We start from the raw sequence: 24,872 nt of genomic DNA on the forward strand, positions 1-24,872 counted from the left end.
GCGTGCCGGGGGGAGGGTCAGTGCCATGCGCACCCGAATTCTCGTACTTGGAAAGCGCGTCGGCTGAGCTGGTGACGTCCGGACCGACCCGGACTCCCAGCGACCCACACCCGGCGCGCTCCCCTCGCTTGCCTTATGGCACGAGGGGTTTTTTGTTGCACAGGCACCTGCCGAGCAGCAGCCGCACTCCGCGCAAACCTCGCAAAAACCCTCAGCATCGAGAAGAGAATGCCGATGACCGAGCAGGCCACCGGGGCCCATCACCCGCAGCCGCGGCCCCGATCCGGAGGACAGTCCGCCCCCGAGCACGTCACGGGTGCGCAGTCCCTCATCCGCTCTCTCGAGGAGGTCGGCGCCGACACGGTATTCGGCATTCCCGGCGGCACGATCCTTCCGGCGTACGACCCTCTGATGGACTCCACCAAGGTGCGTCACGTCCTGGTCCGCCACGAGCAGGGCGCCGGCCACGCGGCCACCGGCTACGCGCAGGCCACCGGCAAGGTGGGCGTCTGCATGGCGACCTCGGGACCCGGCGCCACCAACCTGGTCACCCCGATCGCCGACGCGCACATGGACTCCGTGCCGCTGGTCGCGATCACCGGGCAGGTGGTGTCCTCGTCGATCGGCACCGACGCCTTCCAGGAAGCGGACATCGTCGGCATCAGCATGCCGATCACCAAGCACAGCTTCCTCGTCACCAAGGCCGAGGACATCCCCCGGGTGATCGCGCAGGCGTTCCACATCGCCTCCACCGGCCGGCCCGGCCCGGTCCTGGTCGACATCCCCAAGGACCTCCTCCAGAAGAAGACCACCTTCTCCTGGCCGCCGGTCATGGACCTGCCCGGCTACCGCCCGGTCACCAAGCCGCACGCCAAGCAGATCCGCGAGGCCGCCAAGCTGATCACCGCAGCGAAGCGCCCCGTGCTCTACGTCGGCGGCGGCGTGCTCAAGGCGCGGGCCACAGCCGAGCTGAGGGTCCTCGCCGAACTCACCGGAGCGCCCGTCACCACCACCCTGATGGCGCTCGGCGCCTTCCCCGACAGCCACCCGCTGCACGTGGGAATGCCGGGCATGCACGGTGCGGTCACCGCCGTCACCGCGCTGCAGAAGGCCGACCTGATCGTCGCCCTCGGTGCCCGCTTCGACGACCGCGTCACCGGCAAGCTGGACAGCTTCGCCCCGCACGCCAAGATCGTCCACGCCGACATCGACCCGGCCGAGATCGGCAAGAACCGCGCGGCCGACGTGCCGATCGTCGGCGACGCCCGCGAGGTCATCGCCGACCTCGTGCAGGCCGTCCAGAAGGAGCACAGCGAGGGCGGCAAGGGCGACTACACCGACTGGTGGAAGGACCTGAGCCGCTGGCGCGACACCTACCCGCTGGGCTACGACCAGCCCGAGGACGGTTCGCTCTCGCCGCAGCAGGTCATCGAGCGCATCGGGCAACTGGCGCCCGAGGGCACGATCTTCGCGGCCGGCGTCGGCCAGCACCAGATGTGGGCCGCGCACTTCGTGCAGTACGAACAGCCCGCCACCTGGCTGAACTCCGGCGGCGCCGGAACCATGGGCTACGCCGTCCCGGCCGCCATGGGCGCCAAGGCCGGCGCGCCCGACCAGGCGGTCTGGGCGATCGACGGCGACGGCTGCTTCCAGATGACCAACCAGGAACTCACCACCTGCGCCCTGAACAACATCCCGATCAAGGTCGCCATCATCAACAACGGCGCCCTCGGGATGGTCCGCCAGTGGCAGACCCTGTTCTACAACCAGCGGTACTCCAACACCGTGCTGCACTCGGGCCCCGAGGACGTCAACCCCCAGGCCCGCGGCACCCGCGTCCCCGACTTCGTGAAGCTGTCGGAGGCCATGGGCTGCTACGCCATCCGCTGCGAGGACCCCGCCGACCTCAACAAGGTCATCGAGGAGGCGAACTCGATCAACGACCGCCCCGTCGTCGTCGACTTCATCGTCCACGAGGACGCGATGGTGTGGCCGATGGTCGCCGCCGGCACCTCCAACGACGAGATCATGGCCGCCCGGGACGTCCGCCCCGACTTCGGCGACAACGAAGACGACTGAGCGAGAGAGACCGAAGAGACCATGTCCAAGCACACGCTCTCCGTCCTGGTGGAGAACACCCCCGGCGTCCTGGCGCGCATCACCGCCCTCTTCTCCCGCCGCGGCTTCAACATCGACTCCCTCGCCGTCGGCGTCACCGAACACCCCGACATCTCCCGCATCACCATCGTGGTGAGCGTCGAGGACTTCCCGCTCGAGCAGGTCACCAAGCAGCTCAACAAGCTGGTCAACGTGCTCAAGATCGTCGAGCTGGAGCCCGCCCAGGCCGTCCAGCGCGAACTCGTCCTGGTGAAGGTGCGCTCCGACAACGAGACGCGCTCCCAGATCGTCGAGATCGTCCAGCTGTTCCGCGCCAAGACCGTCGACGTCTCCCCGGAGGCCGTCACCATCGAGGCCACCGGCAGCAGCGACAAGCTGTCCGCCATGCTCAAGATGCTGGAACCGTACGGCATCAAGGAACTCGTCCAGTCCGGCACGATCGCCATCGGCCGCGGTGCCCGTTCGATCACGGACCGCTCGCTGCGCGCACTCGACCGGTCCGCATAACGACGGAAACGGGCAGCCGGCGAAAGTTCGGCCGCCCGCATTCCGAGACCCTCAGACTTCCCTTCCGCCCACCGGCATACGGTGGGACGCAACACCTGCACACAAGGAGAGAACCCAGTGGCCGAGCTGTTCTACGACGCCGACGCCGACCTGTCCATCATCCAGGGCCGCAAGGTCGCGGTCATCGGTTACGGCAGCCAGGGCCACGCCCACGCCCTGTCGCTGCGCGACTCCGGTGTGGACGTGCGCGTCGGTCTGCACGAGGGCTCCAAGTCCAAGGCCAAGGCCGAGGAGCAGGGCCTGCGCGTGGTCAGCCCGGCCGAGGCCGCCACCGAGGCCGACGTCATCATGATCCTCGTCCCGGACCCGATCCAGGCCCAGGTCTACGAGGAGCACATCAAGGACAACCTGAAGGACGGCGACGCCCTGTTCTTCGGTCACGGCCTGAACATCCGCTACGGCTTCATCAAGCCCCCGGCCGGTGTGGACGTCTGCATGGTCGCCCCGAAGGGCCCGGGCCACCTGGTGCGCCGTCAGTACGAGGAGGGCCGCGGCGTTCCCTGCATCGCCGCCGTCGAGCAGGACGCCACGGGCAACGGCTTCGCGCTGGCCCTGTCGTACGCGAAGGGCATCGGCGGCACCCGCGCCGGCGTCATCAAGACGACCTTCACCGAGGAGACCGAGACCGACCTGTTCGGTGAGCAGGCCGTCCTCTGCGGTGGTACGGCCGCGCTGGTCAAGGCGGGCTTCGAGACCCTGACCGAGGCCGGTTACCAGCCGGAGATCGCCTACTTCGAGTGCCTGCACGAGCTGAAGCTGATCGTGGACCTCATGTACGAGGGCGGCCTGGAGAAGATGCGCTGGTCGATCTCCGAGACCGCCGAGTGGGGCGACTACGTCACCGGCCCGCGGATCATCACCGACGCCACCAAGGCCGAGATGAAGAAGGTCCTCGCCGAGATCCAGGACGGCACGTTCGCCAAGAACTGGATGGACGAGTACCACGGCGGTCTGAAGAAGTACAACGAGTACAAGCAGCAGGACTCCGAGCACCTGCTGGAGACCACCGGCAAGGAGCTGCGCAAGCTCATGAGCTGGGTCGACGAGGAGGCGTAAGCCTCGGTCCGAGGGGGCCGGAGCGAAGCCGCTCCGGCCCCCTCGGCGAACCTCGGGCAACGTCGTGAGTGCGGCGTTGTCCCATCCGTCCGGCCACGGACGGGTGATCCTTCCGCAGAGGCGCAGGACGACCCCCGCCACGCCACTAGACTGCTGACAACATACGCGTCGGGCCCACAGCGTCGTGCGTCTTCCACGCGGCTAGCAACCCTCCACCGCATGCGGCCGTCGGGACGGCCGTCCGCATTGGACCTGTGAGGACTCACGTGAGCTCGAAACCCGTCGTACTCATCGCTGAAGAGCTGTCGCCCGCGACCGTGGACGCGCTCGGCCCCGACTTCGAGATCCGCCAGTGCAACGGCGCGGACCGGGCCGAACTGCTCCCCGCCATCGCCGACGTGGACGCGATCCTGGTCCGCTCCGCGACCAAGGTCGACGCCGAGGCCATCGCCGCCGCGAAGAAGCTCAAGGTCGTCGCCCGCGCCGGTGTCGGCCTGGACAACGTGGACGTCTCCGCGTCCACCAAGGCCGGCGTGATGGTGGTCAACGCCCCGACCTCCAACATCGTGACCGCCGCCGAGCTGGCCTGCGGTCTGCTCGTCGCCACCGCCCGCAACATCCCGCAGGCCAACGCCGCGCTCAAGAACGGCGAGTGGAAGCGCAGCAAGTACACCGGCGTCGAGCTGGCCGAGAAGACCCTCGGCGTCGTGGGCCTGGGCCGTATCGGCGCCCTCGTCGCCCAGCGCATGTCGGCCTTCGGCATGAAGGTCGTCGCCTACGACCCCTACGTGCAGCCCGCCCGGGCCGCGCAGATGGGCGTCAAGGTGCTGTCGCTGGACGAGCTGCTCGAGGTCTCCGACTTCATCACCGTCCACCTGCCCAAGACCCCGGAGACCCTCGGCCTGATCGGCGACGAGGCGCTGCGCAAGGTCAAGCCGAGCGTCCGCATCGTCAACGCCGCACGCGGCGGCATCGTCGACGAGGAGGCGCTGTACGCGGCGCTCAAGGAGGGCCGCGTCGCCGGCGCCGGTCTGGACGTGTACGCCAAGGAGCCCTGCACCGACTCGCCGCTGTTCGAGTTCGACCAGGTCGTCTGCACCCCGCACCTCGGCGCCTCCACCGACGAGGCCCAGGAGAAGGCCGGCATCGCGGTCGCCAAGTCGGTCCGCCTCGCCCTCGCCGGTGAGCTGGTCCCCGACGCGGTGAACGTCCAGGGCGGCGTCATCGCCGAGGACGTCAAGCCGGGCCTGCCGCTCGCCGAGCGCCTCGGCCGCATCTTCACCGCGCTCGCGGGTGAGGTCGCCGTCCGCCTCGACGTCGAGGTCTACGGCGAGATCACCCAGCACGACGTGAAGGTGCTGGAACTCTCCGCCCTCAAGGGCGTCTTCGAGGACGTCGTCGACGAGACCGTGTCGTACGTCAACGCCCCGCTGTTCGCCCAGGAGCGCGGCGTCGAGGTCCGGCTGACGACCAGCTCGGAGTCGCCGGAGCACCGCAACGTCGTCACCGTGCGCGGCACCCTCTCGGACGGCGAGGAGGTGTCGGTCTCCGGCACGCTGGCCGGCCCGAAGCACCTCCAGAAGCTCGTCGCCGTCGGCGAGTACGACGTGGACCTCGCCCTCGCCGACCACATGGTCGTCCTGCGCTACGAGGACCGGCCGGGTGTCGTCGGCACCGTCGGCCGCGTCATCGGCGAGGCCGGCATCAACATCGCCGGCATGCAGGTCGCCCGCGCGACGGTCGGCGGCGAGGCGCTGGCCGTGCTGACCGTCGACGACACGGTGCCCGCCGGGGTGCTGACGGAGGTCTCGGCGGAGATCGGCGCGACGTCCGCCCGGTCCGTGAACCTCGTCTGACGCCGCCGTACCCGGGGGCAGCCGCCCCCGGGCCCCGTTCGTTCCGAACGGACTCGTCCCTCACACGCCGGACGGGCTGACCTGGTCAGCCCGTCCGGCGTTCTCCGTGCGGGACTCCTCCCGCACCCGCACCCGACGCGGTGTCACCGCCGCCAGGACGGCCGCACCGGCGAGCACCACCGCGCCCGCGATCGCCGCCGCCCGCATTCCCTGGGTGAACGCCTCCCGAGCCGCCGTCGCCGGCGAATCCCCCGTGCGCCCGGGCAACTGCCCGGCGACGGCCGGCGCCCCGCCCAGCGTCTCGTGAGCCGCGGCCGGTGCCGGGTCCGGGACGCCGTGGCGGTAGACGGCGGTGCCGATGGAGCCCAGGACGGCCATGCCCAGCGCACCACCGAACTCCGTGCCGGTCTCCATCAGCGAGGACGGCCCGCCCGCTCCACCGGGACGGTCCGGTGATCGAGGCGGCTACAGACCCCAGGCCTTGAGCGCCATGTGCAGCAGCAGCCGGTCCTCGCCGTCGTCCAGGTCCAGGCCTGTGAGCTGCTCGACGCGGGACAGGCGGTAGTACAGCGTCTGGCGGTGGATGCCCAGCTCGGCGGCCGTGCGGCCGGCCTGGCCCGCGCGGTCGAGGTAGACCTCGGCCGTGCGGGCCAGTTCGCGGTGGGCGGGGGAGAGCAGCGCCCGTACGGCGGGATCGTGGGCGGACCGCGCGGGCAGCGCGGTCAGCAGACGGAACGCTCCGATGGACGTCCACTCGGCGACCGGACCGAACCGGCTCTCGGCGCGCGCCGCCCGGGCCGCCGCCGAGGCCTCCTGCCAGGCGGCCCCCAGCTCGGCCAGCCCGGTGCGCGGCGCGGAGACCCCCGCCGCCACCCCGGCCGTCGCTCCGATCGACCCGGCCGCCGCCCCGGAGACGGCGCCGGTCCGGCGGCCGGCGGCTCCGGCCGTCCCGCTCGCTCCGGCCGTCCCGCCCTCGCTCCGCGCCCGCTCCAGCAGCCGCCCCGCCGCCGTCGTCGCCGGGGTCAGCACGTCCGCCGAGCGCAACCGGACCAGCAGCGCCAGCGACTGTCCCGCGGCCCCCCACGGCACCGTGCACAGCGCCGTCGCCCCCGGCACCGTACGGACCGAGGGCGCGTCCTCGGGGCCGGCCGACGGCCAGGGCGCCACGCACACCACCGCGTGCGGGGTGTCGGCGCGGGCACCGAGGGCGGTACGCAGCTCCGCCACCGCCATGTCCCGCTGCCAGTCCCGCTCGGCGGTCAGCACCGCCCGTAGCTCCCGGCTCAGATCGGCGCCGTGCTGCGCCTCGTCCGCGAGCAGCGCGCCGATCCGGACGGTGACCTCCATCGCCGCCGCCAGCTGCCGCTCCGTCGGGCCGGGCTCGGTGTCCAGGAGCCACACATAGCCGAGGACGACGCCCCGGTGTCGTACCGGCAGACACGTGCGCCCCCGGTACACCCCGGCCTCCGGGGTCGGCGGAATGCGGACCGGGCCCCTCGCGCGGGTGATGCCGAAGCCCTCGAACCAGGCCCGGACCGCCGCCGTGGAACGCCGGGTCAGGATCGAGCGGGTGCGTACCGGGTCCAGGACCGAGGGATCGAGGTCGCCCTCGCTGTCGTACGCGCCGAAGGCGATCAGCTCGAAGTCGCGGTTCTCCAGGGTCGCGGGCGCGCCCAGCAGCTCGGAGATCTCGTCGACCAGCTCCTGGTAGTCACCCCTGGAATCCGTCGTCACCCGGGCATTCTGCCGCATATCCGCGCGTGGTTCATACATTTGTCTGAGATCCGTGGCACGGATGCGTGACAGCTGTCGATGGCCGACGATCGGGGGGATCCTTAGATTTCACGGTGGTTCTCCGTGCCGTCCCCCGTTCGTCGGGCAGCGGCCTCGTGTTGGTTGGTAAGTGGAGGTGCCCCGTGCTGGGTCCCGTGATTCTCGCCGCGTCGCGCAGCGACCGGATGCGTCGTATGGTCTCGGCGGCGCCCGTGACCAAGCCGGTCGTCGACCGGTTCATCCCCGGCGAGACGGTCGACGAGATCGTGCCGATCATCCGGGACCTCACCGGCCAGGGCCTGGAACTGACGATGGACGTCGTCGGCGAGGACATCACCAACCCCGCGCAGGCCGAGGCGGCCCGCGACGCCTACCTGGAGCTGATCGACCGGCTGAAGTCGCTGGACCTCGGCACCCGTGCCGAGATGTCGGTGAAGCTGTCGATGTTCGGCCAGGCGCTGGACGGCGGCCACGAGCTGGCCCTGAAGAACGTCCGCCCGGTCGTCGAGGCCGCCGCCGAGATCGGCACCACGGTCACGCTCGACGCCGAGGACCACACCACCCTCGACTCGATGTTCGCCATCCACGACGAGCTGCGGAAGGACTTCCCGCAGACCGGCTGCGTCATCCAGTCCTACCTCTTCCGCACCGAGGCCGACGCGCGCCGGCTCGCCGACAACGGCTCTCGCGTACGGTTGGTGAAGGGCGCCTACAAGGAGCCCGCCGAGGTCGCGTACCAGCAGCGCCACGAGATCGACAAGGCGTACGTGCGCATCCTGCGCATCCTGATGGAGGGCGAGGGTTACCCGATGATCGGGTCCCACGACCCGCGCCTGATCTCCATCGGGCAGGAACTGGCCCGCACCGCCGGGCGCAAGCTCGACGAGTACGAGTTCCAGATGCTGTACGGCATCCGCGGCGACGAGCACCTGCGGCTCGCCGCCGAGGGCCACCGCATGCGCGTGTACACCGCCTACGGCACCGACTGGTACGGCTACTTCATGCGCCGTCTGGCGGAGAAGCCGGCCAACCTCCGGTTCTTCGCCCGCTCGATGGTGAGCAAGGGCTGAGCCCGCACCCGCTCGCACAACCCGCTCAAGTCAAGGAGTTACGGAACCCATGGACGCTGTGACCCAGGTCCCCGCCCCCGTCAACGAGCCGGTGCACGGCTACGCCCCCGGCTCGCCCGAGCGCGCCCGGCTGGAGGCCAAGCTCAAGGAGCTGGCCGACAACCCGGTCGACCTGCCCTGCACCATCGGTGGCGTCAAGCGGATGGGCGGCGGCGAGCGCTTCGACGTCGTGCAGCCGCACAACCACAAGTCCCGCCTGGGCACGTACGCGAACGCCACCCAGCAGGACGCACAGGACGCGATCGACGCCGCCCTGGCCGCCGCCCCCGCGTGGCGCGCGATGTCCTTCGACGACCGCTCGGCGATCATCCTGCGCGCCGCCGAGCTGCTGTCCGGCCCGTGGCGCGAGACCATCGCCGCCTCCACCATGCTCGGCCAGTCCAAGACGGCCCAGCAGGCCGAGATCGACAGCCCCTGCGAGCTGATCGACTTCTGGCGGTTCAACGTCCACTACGCCCGCCAGATCCTGGCCGAGCAGCCCCCGGCCAACTCCCCGGGCGTGTGGAACCGCATGGACCACCGCCCGCTGGAGGGCTTCGTCTACGCGATCACGCCGTTCAACTTCAGCGCGATCGCCGCCAACCTGCCCACCGCCCCGGCCCTCATGGGCAACGTGGTGGTCTGGAAGCCGTCCCCGACGCAGACCCACGCCGCCGTGCTGCTGATGCAGCTGCTGGAGGAGGCCGGGCTGCCCAAGGGCGTCATCAACCTGGTCACCGGCGACGGCATCGCGGTCTCCGAGGTCGCCCTGGAGCACCGCGACCTCGCGGGCATCCACTTCACCGGCTCGACCCCGACCTTCCAGCACCTGTGGAAGACGGTCGGCAACAACATCGCGAAGTACCGCACGTACCCGCGTCTGGTCGGCGAGACCGGCGGCAAGGACTTCCTGGTCGCCCACCCGAGCGCCGACCGCGCCGTGCTGAAGACCGCCCTGACCCGCGGCGCCTTCGAGTACCAGGGCCAGAAGTGCAGCGCCACCTCCCGCGCGTACATCCCGGCGTCCATCTGGAACGACGGCTTCAAGGAGGAGTTCGCGGCCGAGGTCGACTACCTCACCATGGGTGACGTCACCGACCTGTCGAACTTCATGGGCGCCGTCATCGACGAGCGGTCCTTCGCCAAGAACAAGGCGGCCATCGACCGCGCCAAGGCCGACGACACCTGCACGATCGTCGCGGGCGGCTCCTACGACGACTCGGTCGGCTACTTCGTCCGCCCGACGGTCGTCGAGTGCACCGACCCGGAGAACGAGGTGTTCCGCACCGAGTACTTCGGCCCGTTCCTCGCCGTGCACGTGTACGACGACAGCGCCGACGACGCGTACGACGCGATGCTGACCCAGATGGAGTCGGTCTCCGACTACGCCCTCACCGGCTCGGTCGTCTCGAACGACCGCGCTGCGGCGGCGTACACGATGGAGAAGCTGCGCTACGCGGCCGGCAACTTCTACATCAACGACAAGTCGACCGGCGCCGTGGTCGGCCAGCAGCCCTTCGGCGGCGGCCGTGCCTCCGGCACCAACGACAAGGCGGGCGCCCCGCAGAACCTGATGCGCTGGACCCTGACCCGCGCCATCAAGGAGACGCTGGTCGCGCCGACCGACTACGCGTACCCGCACATGGGCTGACGCCCACCCGATCCCGGACGGGCCAGGTCTCCCCCCGACCTGGCCCGTCCGACGTTTTCGCAGGTCGCGGCGGAGTGACCGACGGCACTGTCTCAGATAGTAGGAAGTCCGAGTAATTGTGGAGACAGACGCTCCACGCTCCCTTAGCTTTGTAGGAGCCGAACGTCCCGCTCGATCGAGCGGATGGCGGTCGTGAGCCGGGCCCCTTGCAGGCAACCCCTGCGGCACCGCGCTCCCCGCCCCTTCCGGCGTCTCCCCGTACCACTCGCTTTCCGCGCTCTCCCGCGTGCCGAAGGAGTCGATTCCCATGGCCGAGACGACCGTCCGCCGCCGAGTCCGCCACCTCTCCCGTACCAGTGACTCCGACCGCAGGAACGCGGCCGCCGCCCTCCAGCGCGCCCTCGACCGCCGGGACAACGGCGGCTCCACCGGGCACTGAGTCCGAGGTGACGCGTCGGCGTCCGCATGCCGGACGCCGCATGTCATCCCGTGGGACGAGGAGTAGGGTGCCGTCATGTCTCGCAGCCTCAATCTCGCAGTGATTCCCGGTGACGGCATCGGCCAGGAGGTCGTGGCCGAAGGTCTCAAGGTCCTCTCCGCCGTCCTTCCGCAGGATGTGAAGCTGGAGACCAAGGAGTTCGACTTCGGCGCCCGGCGCTACCACTCCACCGGTGAGACCCTCACCGACGCCGACCTCGACGCCCTCAAGGCGCACGACGCCATCCTGCTCGGCGCGATCGGCGACCCGTCGGTGCCGTCCGGCGTCCTGGAGCGCGGCTTCCTGCTGAAGCTCCGCTTCGCCTTCGACCACCACGTCAACCTGCGGCCGAGCAAGCTCCTGCCCGGTGTCGCGACCCCGCTCGCCGGCCAGCCCGAGATCGACTTCGTCGTCGTCCGCGAGGGCACCGAGGGCCCCTACACGGGCAACGGCGGCACCATCCGCAAGGGCACCGAGCACGAGGTCGCCACCGAGGTCTCCGTCAACACGGCCTTCGGAGTCGAGCGCGTGGTCCGCGACGCCTTCGCCCGCGCGCAGGCCCGGCCGCGCAAGAAGCTGGCGCTCATCCACAAGAACAACGTGCTGACCTTCGCGGGCCACCTGTGGACGGACGTCTTCAACAGGGTGGCCACCGAGTACCCCGACGTCACCACCGAGTACATGCACGTCGACGCGGCCACGATCTACCTCGTCACCCAGCCCGAGCGCTTCGACGTGATCGTCACCGACAACCTCTTCGGCGACATCATCACCGACCTCGCCGCGGCCGTCTCCGGCGGCATCGGCGTCGCCGCCAGCGGGAACATCAACCCGTCCGGCGACTTCCCCTCGATGTTCGAGCCGGTGCACGGCTCCGCGCCCGACATCGCCGGCCAGGGCAAGGCCGACCCCACCGCCACGGTGCTCTCCGTCGCCCTGCTGCTGCGCCACCTCGGCCACGAGGCCGAGGCCGCCCGCATCGAGGACGCCGTCTCCGCCGACCTCGGCGAGCGCGGCGACAAGCCCGCCCGCTCCACCTCCGAGATCGGCGACGCACTCGCCGTACGAGTAGCCGGCTGACCCGGCGCACTCGAAATCCAACCTTTCGAAGCCGCCGGGTCCGAGAAACAAGGCACCCGGCGGCTTTCTCCTGCGTCCGCAAGGTGCGACCATCGAACCCTGGGCCGCATTCACCCCGCTTCATCCGTCACGGACCGCGCGCGATAATCGAACGCGAAGCCGCGACCTGAGGGAATGCTCGGACGTCCTAGCACCGGCCACCGGCCGTACGGGCGTGACCGCGGCCCGTCACAACCAAACCGGTGAAGGACATCAACCCATGACGACGCCCACGATCGAGCTCAAGCCCTCCGCCAACCCGCTCTCCGACGCAGAGCGGCAGGCGCTCCTGGCCAACCCCGGGTTCGGCCGCCACTTCACCGACCACATGGTGACGGTCAAGTGGACCGAGGGCCGCGGCTGGCACGACGGTCAGCTGGTTCCGTACGCCCCGCTCTCCCTCGACCCGGCCACCATGGTCCTGCACTACGCGCAGGAGATCTTCGAAGGGCTGAAGGCGTACCGCCGCCCCGACGGGTCCGTCGCCACCTTCCGCCCGGAGAAGAACGCGCAGCGCTTCCAGGCCTCCTCGCGCCGCCTCGGCATGCCGGAGCTGCCGGTGGAGACCTTCCTCGAGGCGTGCGACGCCCTGGTGCGCCAGGACCAGGACTGGGTCCCGGCACACGGTGGTGAGGAATCCCTCTACCTGCGGCCCTTCATGATCGCGACCGAGGTCGGCCTGGGCGTGAAGCCGGCCAACGAGTACCTCTTCATCGTCATCGCCTCCCCGGCCGGCGCCTACTTCCCGGGCGGCGTCAAGCCGGTCTCCATCTGGGTCTCCGAGGACCGCGTCCGCGCCGTCCCCGGCGGCATGGGTGACGCCAAGACCGGCGGCAACTACGCCGCGTCCCTCCTCGCCCAGGCGGAGGCCGCGGCCAAGGGCTGCGACCAGGTCTGCTACCTCGACGCGGTCGAGCACCAGTGGGTCGAGGAGCTGGGCGGCATGAACCTGTACTTCGTGTACGGCGCTGCGTCCAATTCAAAGCCCGTGATCGTCACCCCGTCCCTGACCGGATCCATCCTGGAGGGCGTCACCCGCGACTCCCTCCTCACCGTCGCCCGCGACCTCGGCTACGAGGCGGAGGAGGGCCGCGTCTCCGTCGAGCAGTGGCAGCGCGACTCGGAGAACGGCACCCTCACCGAGGTCTTCGCCTGCGGTACGGCGGCCGTGATCACGCCCGTCGGCACGGTGAAGCGCGCCGGGGCCCAGTGGCAGCAGAGCGGAGGCGAGCCCGGCGAGGTGACCCAGCGCCTGCGCGGAGCCCTGCTGGACATTCAGCGTGGTACGGCCGAGGACAAGCACGGCTGGATGCACCGCCTGGCCTGAGGCGCCCGGGGCCGGTGCGGCCATGTGCCGGGGGCGTGAGCCCCCGGCTCCCCGCCCCCGGCCCCGACAGTGGGGGAAACCGGGGCCCGCCCCGCCGGTAGAACACCGGCAGCGGCCCCGTGCGACATCACCGCAGGTCGCCGCAGACTGTCCACGATTTAGAGCGATGCTCAAAGTAAGGCCGCTCGCCACTGCTCGTCAACGTTGCCCTTCCTCGAACCCGCTGTTTAGAGTGACGCTCTAATCAGTGATGGCGAGGAGGTGCCACGTCGTGAGGCTGACCCCCACGGAACGAGACCGGCTGCTGCTCTTCGGCGCGGCCGAGCTGGCCCGTGCCCGCCGGGCCCGCGGGCTCAGGCTGAACGTGCCGGAGGCGACCGCGCTGATCGCGGACACCGTGTGCGAGGCCGCCCGCGACGGTGCCCGCCTCGCGGAGGCCGTCGAGCGCGCCCGGTCCGTACTCGGCCCGGACGACGTGCTGCCCGGCGTCGCTGACGTGGTCACCGAGGTGCACGTGGAGGCCGTGTTCGACGACGGCTCCCGGCTCGCGGTCGTCTCCGGCCCCATCGCGGGCGGAGCGCTCGGGACGGCGGGCCCGGGCGCCCTGCTGCCGGGCCCCGCCCACGCCGAACCGGAAGCCGCCGTGCGCATCCCGGTCACCAACACCGCGACGGTGCCCGTCTCCGTGACCTCCCACTTCCACTTCTTCGAGGCCAACCCGCGGCTGGACTTCGACCGCGAGCGGGCCTACGGCATGCGCCTCGCCGTCCCCGCCGGGTCCTCGGTCCGCTTCGGGCCCGGCGAACGCGTCGAGGTCGGGCTCGTCCCGATCGGCGGCGCGCGCGTCGCCGTCGGGTTCGCCGGGCTGGTCGACGGCCCGCTGGACGCGCCGGGAGCGAGGGAAGAGGCCCTGCGCCGGGCCGCCGCCTGCGGATATCTGGGAGCGGACCGATGAGCACCGACCCGTACGCCTACGCCGCCACCCACGGCCCGCGCGCCGGCGACCGCCTCCGCCTCGGCGACTCGGGGCTGGTGATCCGCGTCGAGTCCGACGCCCAGCGGCACGGCGACGAGTTCCTCGCCGGCTTCGGCAAGACCGCCCGCGACGGACTCCACCTCAAGGCCGCCGCCGTGCGCGAGACCTGCGACGTCGTCATCAGCAACGTCGTGGTGATCGACGCGGCGCAGGGCATCCGCAAGGTGTCGATCGGCATCCGCGAGGGACGGATCCACGCGATCGGGCGGGCCGGGAACCCCGACACCCTCGACGGTGTCGACGTCGTGGTCGGCACGGGCACCTCCATCGTCTCCGGCGAGGGCCTCATCGCCACCGCCGGAGCCGTCGACACCCACGTCCACCTGCTCTCCCCGCGGATCATGGAGGCGTCGCTCGCGTCCGGCGTGACGACGGTCATCGGGCAGGAGTTCGGGCCCGTGTGGGGCGTCGGCGTCAACTCGCCCTGGGCGCTGAAGCACGCGTTCGGCGCGTTCGACGCCTGGCCGGTCAACATCGGGTTCCTGGGAAGGGGGTCGTCGTCCGACGGGGCGCCGCTGGTCGAGGCGCTGGCCGAGGGCGGCGCGAGCGGCTTCAAGGTGCACGAGGACATGGGCGCCCACACCCGCGCCCTCGACACCGCCCTGCGCGTCGCCGAGGAGCACGACGTCCAGGTCGCCCTGCACAGCGACGGCCTGAACGAGTGCCTCTCCGTCGAGGACACCCTCCGTGTCCTGGAGGGCCGCACCATCCACGCCTTCCACATCGAGGGCTGCGGGGGCGGACACGTCCCCAACGTGCTGAAGATGGCCGGTGTGCCCCACGTCATCGGCTCCTCCACCAACCCCACCCTGCCCTTCGGCCGGGACGCGGTCGCCGAGCACTACGGCATGATCGTCTCCGTCCACGACCTGAAGACCGACCTGCCGGGCGACGCCGCCATGGCCCGCGACCGCATCCGCGCCGGGACCATGGGCGCCGAGGACGTGCTGCACGACCTGGGCGCCATCGGCATCACCTCCTCCGACGCGCAGGGCATGGGCCGGGCCGGCGAGACGGTCCGCCGCACCTTCGCGATGGCCGGGAAGATGAAGGCCCAGTTCGGCGCCCCCGACGACGACCACGACAACGAACGCGTCCTGCGCTACATCGCCAAGCTGACCATCAACCCCGCCATCGCCCACGGCCTGGCCCACGAGGTCGGCTCGATCGAAACCGGCAAGCTCGCCGACATCGTCCTGTGGCGCCCGGAGTACTTCGGCGCCAAGCCGCAGCTCGTCCTCAAGTCCGGCTTCCCGGCGTACGGCGTGGTCGGCGACCCGAACGCGGCCACCGACACCTGCGAGCCCCTCGTCCTCGGCCCGCAGTTCGGCGCGCACGGCGCCACGCCCGCCGAGATATCGGTGGCCTTCGTCGCGCGGGCCGCCCTCGACCAGGGCGGCGACACGATGCCCACCCGCCGCCGCAGGGTCGCCGTGCGCGGCACCCGCGGCATCGGCCCGGCCGACCTGCGCCTGAACTCCCGTACCGGCGCGGTCGACGTGGACCAGCGCACCGGCCTGGTCACCCTGGACGGCGACCCGCTGCGCTCCGAACCGGCCGACTCCGTCTCCCTCAACCGCCTCTACTTCCTGTGAAGGTCCCGCCATGACCCCTGCCGCAGACGGCTTCCGCATGCCCGCCGAATGGGCCCCGCACGAACGCACCTGGATGGCGTGGCCGGGCCCCAACCCCACCTTCGAGGACCCCGGGGACCTGGCCGCCGCGCGTATCGCCTGGGCGTCGGTCGCCCGTGCCGTCCGCCGCTTCGAGCCGGTCACGGTGGTGTGCGGACCGGGCCGGTCGGCCGAGGCACGCGCCCTGCTGGGCGACGGCATCGAGACGGTCGAACACGACCTGGACGACGCCTGGATGCGCGACATCGGCCCCACCTTCCTCACCCGGGGCGGCGAGTTGGCCGCCGTCGACTGGACCTTCAACGGCTGGGGCGCCCAGGAGTGGGCCCACTGGGAGCACGACGCGAAGATCGGCCGTCACGTCGCCGGCCTCGCGGGCGCCCGCACGTACAGCTCCCCGCTGGTCAACGAGGGCGGCGGCATCCACGTCGACGGCGAGGGCACCGTGCTGCTCACCGAGACCGTGCAACTCGGCCCCGAGCGCAACCCCGGCTGGACGAAGGAGCGGGTCGAGGCGGAGATCCACGCCCACCTCGGCACCCGCAAGGCGATCTGGCTGCCGCGCGGCCTCACCGGCGACTACCCACCGCACGGCTTCGGCACCCTGGGCCACATCGACATCCTCGCCGCCTTCGCCCGCCCCGGCGTCGTCGTCGCCCACCACCAGCCGGACCCCGCCCACCCCGACCACGAGGTGACGCGGGAGGCCATCGGTATCCTGCGCTCCGCCACCGACGCCCGGGGCCGCCCCCTGGAGGTCGTCGAGGTGCCCGCCCCGACCACCCTGGAGGCCGACGGCCACTGGGCCGACTACTCGTATGTCAACCACTACCTCTGCAACGGCGGCGTCGTCCTCTGCGGCTTCGACGACCCGCGCGACGAGGTCGCGGCCGGCATCTTCCGCCGGCTCCACCCGCGGCGGACGGTGACCCTGGTGGACGCGCGCACGATCTTCGCGGGCGGCGGCGGCATCCACTGCGTCACGCAGCAGCAGCCGAAGGCGGGCTGACGGCGGGGCGACGGCGATGATCGGGTAGAACGTACGGGTGAATGTATCGCCCTGCACAGCCCGCGGACACCGGCCGGACGCGGCCCCGGTGACCTCCGCATGAGCACCCCCGGCGCCCGCCGCCGCACCCCCGCCCCGCCGCGCGAGCACGTCCTCGCCGCCGCCATGGAGATGATCGCCGACAGCGGTCTGGAGAAGCTCACCATGGCGGCGCTCGGCCGCGAGGTCGGCATGAGCAGCGGCCACCTCCTGTACTACTTCCGGTCCAAGGACGAACTGCTGCTGCGCACCCTGGAGTGGAGCGAGGGCCGCCTCGGCGTCGAACGCGGCCGGCTGCTCACCCGCCCCGGGACGGCCCGCGAACGCCTCCACGCCTACGTCGACCTGTACGTCCCCGACGGGCACCGCGACCCGCACTGGACCCTGTGGCTGGAGGTCTGGAACCGCTCGCAGAACGCCGCCGACCAGGCCCGCGACCGGCAGGCCGCCATCGAGGGCGCCTGGCACCGCGACCTGGTCGCGCTGCTCGCCGAGGGCGTCTCACGCGGCGAGTTCCGGCCCGTGGACCCCGACCGCTTCGCATCCCGGCTGCGCGCCCTCCTCGACGGCTTCGCCATTCACGTGGCGATCGGGCTGCGGGGGACGGACCGGGCGCAGGTTCTCGGCCACGTACGGGAGTTCCTGACGGACGGCCTCTTCGCGGACGCCTGAGCCTCTGCCCGGGTTGTACGTCATACGGCCGATCGACCCGCGCCGTGCGACGCGTCCGCCTCGGGGAGCCTCCGGCGCGGGGCCGGGGGAGAGGCGTCCAGGGCTCGGGCACGATCGTCTGGCTGGACCACGACGGCGAGTCCGACGGGTTCGTCCGCCGCCTGAACTGAACATCCACCGCTCGCATCCTGAGACGGACGGTGAGCACGGGACAGACTGTGCCAGACTGCCCCCGTGCTCTCGTTCGCCATGATTATTGGCAGCAGGCGCGCCGGTCCGCAGTGACCACCACGTACGACCAGGTACGGGTGGACACCGTCGTCCTCGACCCGCGCGCAGACCTCTCGCACCCGCGAGAGGTTTTTCGTTTTCCTGGCCCACCTCCAGCCGGGAAGAGAGCGCGAGGGATCATAGACGGACGGTGGAACCGGTCATTCCGGTAGACCGAGATCCCCTACAGGAGTCTTCAGATCATGACCGCACCCAGCGAACTCGACGATTCGTTCCACGTCTTCGACACCACCCTGCGCGACGGCGCGCAGCGCGAGGGCATCAACCTCACGGTCGCGGACAAGCTGGCCATCGCACGGCACCTGGACGACTTCGGTGTGGGCTTCATCGAGGGCGGCTGGCCCGGCGCGAACCCCCGGGACACCGAGTTCTTCGCCCGCGCCCAGCAGGAGATCGACTTCCGCCACGCCCAGCTGGTCGCCTTCGGCTCCACGCGCCGCGCGGGGGCCACGGCCGCCGAGGACCACCAGGTCAAGGCGCTCCTGGAGTCCGGAGCCCCGGTGATCACCCTGGTCGCCAAGTCCCACGACCGGCACGTCGAGCTCGCCCTGCGCACCACGCTCGACGAGAACCTGGCGATGGTGCGGGACACCGTCTCCCACCTCGTCGCGCAGGGCCGCCGGGTCTTCGTCGACTGCGAGCACTTCTTCGACGGCTACCGCGCCAACCCCGAGTACGCGAAGGCCGTCGTCCGCGCCGCCTCGGAAGCGGGCGCCGACGTGGTCGTCCTGTGCGACACCAACGGCGGCATGCTCCCGGCGCAGATCCAGGCCGTGGTCGGCACGGTGCTGGCCGACACCGGTGCCCGGCTCGGCATCCACGCCCAGGACGACACCGGCTGCGCCGTCGCCAACACCCTCGCCGCGGTGGACGCGGGCGCGACCCACGTCCAGTGCACGGCGAACGGCTACGGCGAGCGGGTCGGCAACGCCAACCTGTTCCCGGTCGTGGCCGCGCTGGAGCTGAAGTACGGCAAGCAGGTCCTGCCCGAGGGCCGGCTCAGCGAGATGACACGCATCTCGCACGCCATCGCCGAGGTCGTCAACCTCACCCCCTCCACCCACCAGCCCTACGTCGGCGTCTCGGCCTTCGCGCACAAGGCCGGCCTGCACGCCTCCGCGATCAAGGTCGACCCGGACCTCTACCAGCACATCGACCCGGAGCTGGTCGGCAACACCATGCGGATGCTGGTCTCCGACATGGCCGGCCGCGCCTCCATCGAGCTCAAGGGCAAGGAGCTCGGCATCGACCTCGGCGGCGACCGGGAACTGGTCGGCCGGGTCGTCGAGCGCGTGAAGGAACGCGAGCTGGCGGGCTACACCTACGAGGCCGCCGACGCGAGCTTCGAACTCCTGCTGCGCGCGGAGGCCGAGGGCAGCCCCCTGAAGTACTTCGACGTGGAGTCCTGGCGCTCGATCGCCGAGGACCGCCCCGACGGCTCCCACGCCAACGAGGCCACCGTCAAGCTCTGGGCCAAGGGCGAGCGCATCGTCGCCACGGCGGAGGGTAACGGCCCGGTCAACGCCCTGGACCGCGCCCTGCGCGTCGCCCTGGAGAAGATCTACCCGGAGCTGGCCAAGCTGGACCTCGTCGACTACAAGGTCCGCATCCTGGAGGGCGTGCACGGCACCCAGTCCACGACCAGGGTCCTCATCTCCACCAGCGACGGGACGGGGGAGTGGTCCACGGTGGGCGTCGCGGAGAACGTCATCGCCGCCTCCTGGCAGGCACTGGAGGACGCGTACACGTACGGGCTGCTGCGGGCGGGGGTCACGCCCGCGGGATGAGTGCCGGGGGGCGGGCGGGGGGGGGTGCCGGTTTTTTCCGGGTCCGCACTGATGTCTTATCGAGGCGGATTCGGGTACTTTCGAACGTATGACGGACGCACGTGTTCGAGTCCTCATACGCCTCCTGGTCGCGCCGGTCGTCGCCGCGCTGGCGGTGCTGATGGCCGGTGCGCCCGGCGCGCAGGCGGCCACCGACGTCTCCGAGATCGGCGCCGCCCTGCGCGAGAGTCCCGTCTACGTGGACCCGGCCGCCACCGACCTGCTGTCGTCGTCGGACGCCGAGGCGCTCGCCGACAAGATCGAGGACGCGAACGAACCCGTCTTCGTCGCCGTCCTCCCGGCCGACTACCCGACCGGGAACCTCTTCCAGAACCTCCGCACCGAGACCGGCATCACCGGCCTGTACGGCATCCGCCTCGGCGACGAGTTCGACGCGCGCGCCGACAGCCGGGTGCTCAGCCGCCAGGGCGTGGACAACCTGGTCACGGCGGCCCAGGGCGCCGGAGACGCCAAGGCCCAGCTGAACGACTTCGTGGACGACGCGCTGCGCAGCGTACGCGGCTCCGCGCCCTCCTCCTGGGACTCCGGCGGCGCCTCCGCGCCGACCGGCGCCCTGATCACCGCCGGCGCGGTCGTGGTGGTAGGGGGCGCGGGCGTCTACGCCCTCTCCCGGCGCAACCGGCACCGCAGGGAGGAGGAGCAGCGGGAGGCGCTGGAGCGGCTGCGGGTGGTGGTCGACGAGGACATCACGGCGTTCGGCGAGGAACTGGACCGCCTGGACTTCCACCCGGCGGAACCGCGCGCCGACGACGCGATGCGCACGGACTACGAACGCGCCCTCGACGCCTACGAGCAGGCCAAGACGTTCATGGCGGACGCCCGTAAACCGGAGGACGTGCGCGCCGTGACCCAGGCCCTGGAGGACGGCCGCTTCTCGCTCGCGCAGCTCTCGGCCCGGCGCGAGGGCAGGCCGCTGCCCGAACGCCGCCCGCCCTGCTTCTTCGACCCGCGCCACGGCCCGTCGGTCGCCGACGTCACCTGGACCCCACCGGGCGGCGCCACCCGCGAGGTCCCCGTCTGCGCGGCCGACCGGACCCGGCTGTCCGACGGCCGGGACCCGATGATCCGCGAGGTGGACACCGAGTACGGCCGCCGCCCCTACTGGGACGCGGGCCCGGCCTACGGCCCCTGGGCGGGCGGATACTTCGGCGGCGGCATCCTGCCCGGCCTGCTGGTCGGCACCATGCTGGGCGGCATGATGGCGGGCCCGGCCTACGGAGCCGGCTACGGCGCCGGCTACGGCGACTTCGGCGGCGGCGACGTCTCCGGCGCCGACTTCGACCCCGGCGACTTCGGGGGCGGTTTCGGCGGCGGCGACTTCGGCGGTGGCGGTGGGTTCGGCGGCGGTGGCGACTTCGGCGGAGGCTTCTGACCGGGCTGCGAGTTCCCGTAGGCGGGCTGCGAGTTCCCGTACGCGGGTCGCGAGTTCGCTGTACAGGGGGCCCGGGGAACGCTCGTTCGCTAACGTGAGCCCATGCCGCATACTCCCGCGCTCCTCGTCATCGACATGCAGAACGCCACGGTCGGCATCGCCCACCGGCCCACCGAGACCGTCGCCGTGATCGCGGGGCTGAGCGAGCGGGCCCGGGCGGCCGGCGTGCCCGTGGTGACGGTGCGGCAGCGGGGGCAGGATCTGGTGCCCGGCACCGAAGGGTGGCGGGTGGTGCCGGAGCTGGCGCCGCGGCCGGGGGAGCCGGTCGTCGACAAGACGACACCGGACAGCTTCCTGGACACCGACCTCGCCGAGATCCTCCAGGCCCACGGCGTCACCGAGGTGATCGTGACCGGGTTCGCCACGGAGGTCTGCGTGGACACCACGGCGCGGCAGGCGCTGAGCCGGGGTTACGACCTGGTCGTCGTGGCCGACGGGCACACCACGTCGCGGCGGAGCGCGGCGGACGCCGGTGATCTGATGCCCGCGGACCGCTCGATCGCCCAGTACAACACGGTCTACGGGATGATCGGCTGGCCCGGCCGGAGTATCCGGGTCCGGGCCGCCGCCGACGTGGACTTCGCCGCTCGCGAGGAGGCGCGGGGCGTCACGCCTGCTTGATCGCGGAGATGTCGAAGCTCAGCTTGATCTTGTCGGAGACCAGCACGCCTCCGGTCTCCAGGGCGGCGTTCCAGGTGAGCCCCCACTCCGAGCGCTTGATCTCCGCCTTGCCCTCGAAGCCGACGCGCTCGTTGCCGAACGGGTCCTTGGCGGCGCCGTTGAACTCCAGGTCGATGGTGAGCGGCCTGGTGGTGCCGAGGATCGTGAGGTCGCCGGTGACGCGGTAGTCGTCGTCGCCCAGGGCCTCCGCCTTGGTGGACCGGAAGGTCATCTTCGGGAACTCGTCCGTCTTGAAGAAGTCCGAGCTCTTGAGGTGGCCGTCGCGGTCGGCGGACCCGGTGTCGATGCTGTCCATCGTGATGTCGAGGGACGCCGTGGAGCGGGCCGGCTCGGCGCCGTCCAGGTGCAGCTCGCCGCTGAAGTCGAGGAACTTGCCCTTGACGTTGGTGACCATGGCGTGGCGTGCCGTGAAGCCGATCGTCGTGTGCGCGGGGTCGATCGTGTAGTCGCCGGTCAGGGTGGCGAGGTCGGGGGTGGTGGTCATGGTGTTCCTCCTGGTCGTGATCGGAGCCGGGCGATGGTGCTCGGCAACATGATGTTGAATGTTCAACCAGTCCAACGGTCACGACTGTAGACCTATTCCGCACGGGCTTCAACGCTTTCGCGCGGCGCCCCGTGAATCGGGGAAAGGTCATGAGCATGACCTCCAAGTGGCCGCACACCCGCCGAACCGGCACCGACCGAACCGGCACCGACCGGACCGGCACCGAACCCACCCGCCGCTCCCTTCTCCTCACGGCCGCCCTGGCCGCCGCACTCCCCCCGGCCCTCGGCGCGACCGCCCCCGCCGCGGCCGCCGCCGACCCCTACGACACCCTCCGTCGACGCTGGCTCGGCATCGCCCTCGGCACCGGCTACGACCCGGCCGCCGAACCGTACGTCTCCCGCCTCGCCGCAACCGGCGAACGCGCCCGCGCCCACCGCGCGACCATGGCCCCCACTCCCACCTCCCTGTGGCCCGGCCACCCCTTCGACCCGCCCGCCGGCATCACCCTCGCCTACGGCCGCCTGTGGACCATGACCGAGGCGTACGTCCAGCAGGGCACCGGGTCCACCGGCGACGAGGCCCTGCTCGCCGACATCCTGCGCGGCCTCGACCATCTCTCGGCCACCGTCTACAACCCGGCCACCACCCGCTACGGCAACTGGTGGGAGTGGCAGATCGGCAGCCCCCGCCTCCTGACGGACATCACGGCCGCCCTGTACGACCACCTCGGCACCGAACGCGTCAGCGCCGCCTGCGCCGCGGTCGACCACTTCGTCCCCGACGCGATGCTCGCCGACTACTCCGGCACCTCCACCGGCGCCAACCGCGTCGACCTGTGCCGCTCCGTCGCCCTGCGCGGCATCCTCGGCCGGGCCCCCGCCAAGATCGCCCTGGCCCGCGACGCCCTCTCGCCGGTCTTCCCGTACGTCACCGAGGGCGACGGCCTCTACGCCGACGGCTCGTTCGTCCAGCACACCTGGGTCGCCTACTCGGGGACGTACGGCCAGGTCATGCTCGACGGACTCGGCCGGCTGTTCACCCTGCTCGCCGGCTCGGAGTGGGAGGTGACGGACCCCGGCAAGCAGATCGTCCTGGACAGCGTCGAGCGCGCCTACGCACCCCTCGTCCACGACGGGCTGGTCATGGACGGCGTCAACGGACGCGCCATCAGCCGTGGCTACCTCAAGAGCGACGACCTGCACGTCATGCGCGGCGACCACTTCCACGGGCAGCAGATCATCGCGGCGATGGCGGTCCTCGCGGGCGGCGCGAGCGACGCCGAGCGGGAGCGCTGGCACGCGCGGATCAAGGGCTGGATCGAACGGGACACCGTCACCCCCGTCCTGACGGCACCCCAGTTCCGGGTCGCCGACCTGGCCCGGCTGCACGAGATCGCGGACGCCCCCGTAGATGCCGCGCCCGAACCCACCGGGCACCACCTCTTCGCCGCCATGGACCGTGCCGTCCACCGCCGCCCCGCCTTCACCGCGCACCTCGCCATGGCCAGTGACCGCATCGCCCACTACGAGTGCGGCAACGGCGAGAACCCGCGCGGCTGGCACACCGGCGCGGGCATGCTCAGCTGGTGGGCGAACGGCGTCGCCTCCGACCAGTACACGGACTGGTTCTGGCCCACCGTCGACTGGTACCGGCTGCCCGGGACCACCGTCTCCACCAAGCGCCTGCCCGACCGGGCGGGCGGCGAATGGGGCGCGCCCAAGCCCGACGCCCGCTGGGTCGGCGGCACGACCGACGGCGAGTACGCGGCCGTCGGACAGCACCTCAAGGGGCTCGGCTCGACCCTCGAAGCCCGCAAGTCCTGGTTCTTCCTCGACGACGAGGTGGTCTGCCTGGGCGCCGGCATCACCTGCGCGGACGGCGCCCCGGTCGAGACGGTCGTCGACAACCGCAACCTGGGGGAGGGCGGCGACCAGGCCCTCGCCCGCGGCCGGGACTGGGCCCACCTGGAGGGCCACGGCGGCTGGATCGTGCCGGAGGGCGACCTGCGCACCCTGCGCGAGGACCGCACCGGCGCCTGGTCCGACATCAACACCACCAGCACGACCGAGCGCCGTACCCGCCGCTGGCAGACCCTCTGGCTGGACCACGGCACGGACCCGGCCGGCGCCGCCTACGTCTACGTCCTCATGCCGGGCGCCGGCCGCCGGGCCGTCGCCCGGCGCGCCGCCGACCGCCGCCGGCTCACGGTCCTCGCCAACGACGACGGGTGCCAGGCGGTCACCGTTCCCCCACTCGGCCTCACGGCCGCGAACTTCTGGCGGCCCGGCACGGCCGGCCCGCTCACCACGACGGCCGGAGCGAGCGTGCTGATCCGCCGCCGGGGTCGTACCGCTACCCTCTGCGTGAGCGAACCGCCGCGCACGGGCGAGCCTCTGGAGATCATCTGGGACCACCCGGTCCGAGCGGTGCTACGGGCCGACGACACGGTCGAGATCCTCGCGACGGGCCGCCGACTGCACCTGGTAGTCACTCCAGGGGTGGTATGTACCACCCACGAATGTGAGGTGACTCTCAGCTGACGGCTTTGTGCGACCCCTACAAGGTTGAGCCCCTCTGAGCAGTCGAAACGGCTGTGCGCCGTGGGGGTTCTGTTCAGTGCTACCAGGAAATCGCGTCGGAGACTGTACGGAGTCGACGGCTGGCATTCCTTGTCCGGCTTCGTACAGTCG

The 24,872-nt window shown here is 71.3% G+C and carries 19 protein-coding genes and 1 pseudogene; 17 read left to right on the forward strand and 3 right to left on the reverse strand.

Annotated features, from left to right (window positions below):
• Nucleotides 1-234: 234 nt before the first annotated feature.
• From QC283_RS14335 to serA, 4 genes are all read left to right on the forward strand, one after another.
• Complete coding sequence (locus tag QC283_RS14335) at nt 235-2,079, forward strand: acetolactate synthase large subunit (protein ID WP_279561886.1); 1,845 nt, start codon at nt 235-237, stop codon at nt 2,077-2,079.
• 21 nt (nt 2,080-2,100) lie between these two features.
• A complete protein-coding gene (gene ilvN / locus QC283_RS14340; protein WP_239763114.1) occupies nt 2,101-2,625 on the forward strand; it encodes an acetolactate synthase small subunit in 525 nt (174 codons plus the stop codon).
• Nucleotides 2,626-2,742: 117 nt separating this feature from the next.
• Nucleotides 2,743-3,741 (forward strand): ketol-acid reductoisomerase, encoded by a 999-nt coding sequence (gene ilvC / locus QC283_RS14345; protein WP_279561887.1) that lies wholly within the window; start codon nt 2,743-2,745, stop codon nt 3,739-3,741.
• A gap of 266 nt (nt 3,742-4,007) precedes the next feature.
• The gene (serA, locus tag QC283_RS14350) at nt 4,008-5,597 is read left to right on the forward strand and encodes a phosphoglycerate dehydrogenase (protein ID WP_279561888.1); all 1,590 of its coding nucleotides are present in this window, start codon (nt 4,008-4,010) and stop codon (nt 5,595-5,597) included.
• Between the two features lie 60 nt (nt 5,598-5,657).
• Here serA and QC283_RS14355 read toward each other — a convergent pair.
• Together QC283_RS14355 and QC283_RS14360 are read right to left on the reverse strand one after the other, a co-directional pair.
• Nucleotides 5,658-6,032 (reverse strand): annotated as a pseudogene (locus tag QC283_RS14355) (MFS transporter); the annotation flags it as partial.
• A 30-nt stretch (nt 6,033-6,062) separates the two neighbouring features.
• Nucleotides 6,063-7,349: a PucR family transcriptional regulator gene (locus QC283_RS14360; protein ID WP_279561889.1), complete on the reverse strand. Its 1,287-nt coding sequence runs from the start codon at nt 7,347-7,349 to the stop codon at nt 6,063-6,065.
• A 164-nt stretch (nt 7,350-7,513) separates the two neighbouring features.
• Here QC283_RS14360 and QC283_RS14365 point away from each other — a divergent pair, with 164 nt between their 5' ends.
• The 12 genes from QC283_RS14365 to QC283_RS14420 all read left to right on the forward strand — a co-directional run bounded on the left by QC283_RS14365 (nt 7,514) and on the right by QC283_RS14420 (nt 21,635).
• Nucleotides 7,514-8,440: a proline dehydrogenase family protein gene (locus QC283_RS14365; RefSeq protein ID WP_279561890.1), complete on the forward strand. Its 927-nt coding sequence runs from the start codon at nt 7,514-7,516 to the stop codon at nt 8,438-8,440.
• 49 nt (nt 8,441-8,489) lie between these two features.
• Nucleotides 8,490-10,130 carry an L-glutamate gamma-semialdehyde dehydrogenase gene (gene pruA, locus QC283_RS14370; RefSeq protein WP_279561891.1) on the forward strand — a complete coding sequence of 547 codons (1,641 nt, stop codon included), beginning with the start codon at nt 8,490-8,492 and terminating at the stop codon, nt 10,128-10,130.
• Nucleotides 10,131-10,437: 307 nt separating this feature from the next.
• Nucleotides 10,438-10,569 carry a hypothetical protein gene (locus tag QC283_RS14375; protein ID WP_279561892.1) on the forward strand — a complete coding sequence of 44 codons (132 nt, stop codon included), beginning with the start codon at nt 10,438-10,440 and terminating at the stop codon, nt 10,567-10,569.
• Nucleotides 10,570-10,644: 75 nt separating this feature from the next.
• Entirely contained in the window at nt 10,645-11,688 is a 1,044-nt protein-coding gene (locus QC283_RS14380; protein ID WP_279561893.1) for a 3-isopropylmalate dehydrogenase, read from the forward strand.
• A 259-nt stretch (nt 11,689-11,947) separates the two neighbouring features.
• Complete coding sequence (locus tag QC283_RS14385) at nt 11,948-13,054, forward strand: branched-chain amino acid aminotransferase (protein WP_279561894.1); 1,107 nt, start codon at nt 11,948-11,950, stop codon at nt 13,052-13,054.
• Nucleotides 13,055-13,325: 271 nt separating this feature from the next.
• Entirely contained in the window at nt 13,326-14,009 is a 684-nt protein-coding gene (gene ureA, locus QC283_RS14390; RefSeq protein WP_279561895.1) for an urease subunit gamma, read from the forward strand.
• Nucleotides 14,006-15,685, forward strand: coding sequence for an urease subunit alpha (locus QC283_RS14395; RefSeq protein ID WP_279561896.1), 1,680 nt, complete (start codon nt 14,006-14,008; stop codon nt 15,683-15,685). Before ureA ends, QC283_RS14395 begins: the two co-directional genes overlap by 4 nt.
• Nucleotides 15,686-15,695: 10 nt before the next feature.
• The gene (locus tag QC283_RS14400; protein ID WP_279561897.1) at nt 15,696-16,733 is read left to right on the forward strand and encodes an agmatine deiminase family protein; all 1,038 of its coding nucleotides are present in this window, start codon (nt 15,696-15,698) and stop codon (nt 16,731-16,733) included.
• Nucleotides 16,734-16,832: 99 nt separating this feature from the next.
• Nucleotides 16,833-17,444 (forward strand): TetR/AcrR family transcriptional regulator, encoded by a 612-nt coding sequence (locus QC283_RS14405; protein ID WP_279561898.1) that lies wholly within the window; start codon nt 16,833-16,835, stop codon nt 17,442-17,444.
• Between the two features lie 473 nt (nt 17,445-17,917).
• Nucleotides 17,918-19,522 (forward strand): citramalate synthase, encoded by a 1,605-nt coding sequence (cimA, locus tag QC283_RS14410; protein WP_279561899.1) that lies wholly within the window; start codon nt 17,918-17,920, stop codon nt 19,520-19,522.
• An 88-nt stretch (nt 19,523-19,610) separates the two neighbouring features.
• The gene (locus tag QC283_RS14415; protein ID WP_279561900.1) at nt 19,611-20,954 is read left to right on the forward strand and encodes a hypothetical protein; all 1,344 of its coding nucleotides are present in this window, start codon (nt 19,611-19,613) and stop codon (nt 20,952-20,954) included.
• A 102-nt stretch (nt 20,955-21,056) separates the two neighbouring features.
• The gene (locus QC283_RS14420) at nt 21,057-21,635 is read left to right on the forward strand and encodes a cysteine hydrolase family protein (RefSeq protein WP_279561901.1); all 579 of its coding nucleotides are present in this window, start codon (nt 21,057-21,059) and stop codon (nt 21,633-21,635) included.
• Here the strand turns inward: QC283_RS14420 and QC283_RS14425 are convergent.
• Nucleotides 21,622-22,179 (reverse strand): YceI family protein, encoded by a 558-nt coding sequence (locus tag QC283_RS14425; RefSeq protein WP_279561902.1) that lies wholly within the window; start codon nt 22,177-22,179, stop codon nt 21,622-21,624. The genes QC283_RS14420 and QC283_RS14425 overlap by 14 nt on opposite strands.
• Nucleotides 22,180-22,334: 155 nt before the next feature.
• On the opposite strand from QC283_RS14425, the gene QC283_RS14430 reads away from it, so the two are divergent.
• On the forward strand, nt 22,335-24,722 hold the full coding sequence (locus tag QC283_RS14430; protein ID WP_279562007.1) for a polysaccharide lyase 8 family protein: 2,388 nt from the start codon (nt 22,335-22,337) through the stop codon (nt 24,720-24,722).
• Nucleotides 24,723-24,872 lie beyond the last annotated feature (150 nt).

Source organism: Streptomyces sp. DH41 (assembly GCF_029813785.1).
Taxonomy (GTDB): domain Bacteria; phylum Actinomycetota; class Actinomycetes; order Streptomycetales; family Streptomycetaceae; genus Streptomyces.

Bases quoted from the DNA above. Each gene is read 5' to 3' on its own strand.
- QC283_RS14335 (WP_279561886.1), top strand. From the start codon at position 235: ATGACCGAGCAGGCCACCGGGGCCCATCACCCGCAGCCGCGGCCCCGA.
- ilvN (WP_239763114.1), top strand. From the start codon at position 2,101: ATGTCCAAGCACACGCTCTCCGTCCTGGTGGAGAACACCCCCGGCGTC.
- QC283_RS14360 (WP_279561889.1), bottom strand. From the start codon at position 7,349: ATGCGGCAGAATGCCCGGGTGACGACGGATTCCAGGGGTGACTACCAG.
- pruA (WP_279561891.1), top strand. From the start codon at position 8,490: ATGGACGCTGTGACCCAGGTCCCCGCCCCCGTCAACGAGCCGGTGCAC.
- QC283_RS14375 (WP_279561892.1), top strand. From the start codon at position 10,438: ATGGCCGAGACGACCGTCCGCCGCCGAGTCCGCCACCTCTCCCGTACC.
- QC283_RS14380 (WP_279561893.1), top strand. From the start codon at position 10,645: ATGTCTCGCAGCCTCAATCTCGCAGTGATTCCCGGTGACGGCATCGGC.
- QC283_RS14385 (WP_279561894.1), top strand. From the start codon at position 11,948: ATGACGACGCCCACGATCGAGCTCAAGCCCTCCGCCAACCCGCTCTCC.
- QC283_RS14395 (WP_279561896.1), top strand. From the start codon at position 14,006: ATGAGCACCGACCCGTACGCCTACGCCGCCACCCACGGCCCGCGCGCC.
- QC283_RS14400 (WP_279561897.1), top strand. From the start codon at position 15,696: ATGACCCCTGCCGCAGACGGCTTCCGCATGCCCGCCGAATGGGCCCCG.
- QC283_RS14405 (WP_279561898.1), top strand. From the start codon at position 16,833: ATGAGCACCCCCGGCGCCCGCCGCCGCACCCCCGCCCCGCCGCGCGAG.
- cimA (WP_279561899.1), top strand. From the start codon at position 17,918: ATGACCGCACCCAGCGAACTCGACGATTCGTTCCACGTCTTCGACACC.
- QC283_RS14415 (WP_279561900.1), top strand. From the start codon at position 19,611: ATGACGGACGCACGTGTTCGAGTCCTCATACGCCTCCTGGTCGCGCCG.
- QC283_RS14420 (WP_279561901.1), top strand. From the start codon at position 21,057: ATGCCGCATACTCCCGCGCTCCTCGTCATCGACATGCAGAACGCCACG.
- QC283_RS14425 (WP_279561902.1), bottom strand. From the start codon at position 22,179: ATGACCACCACCCCCGACCTCGCCACCCTGACCGGCGACTACACGATC.
- QC283_RS14430 (WP_279562007.1), top strand. From the start codon at position 22,335: ATGACCTCCAAGTGGCCGCACACCCGCCGAACCGGCACCGACCGAACC.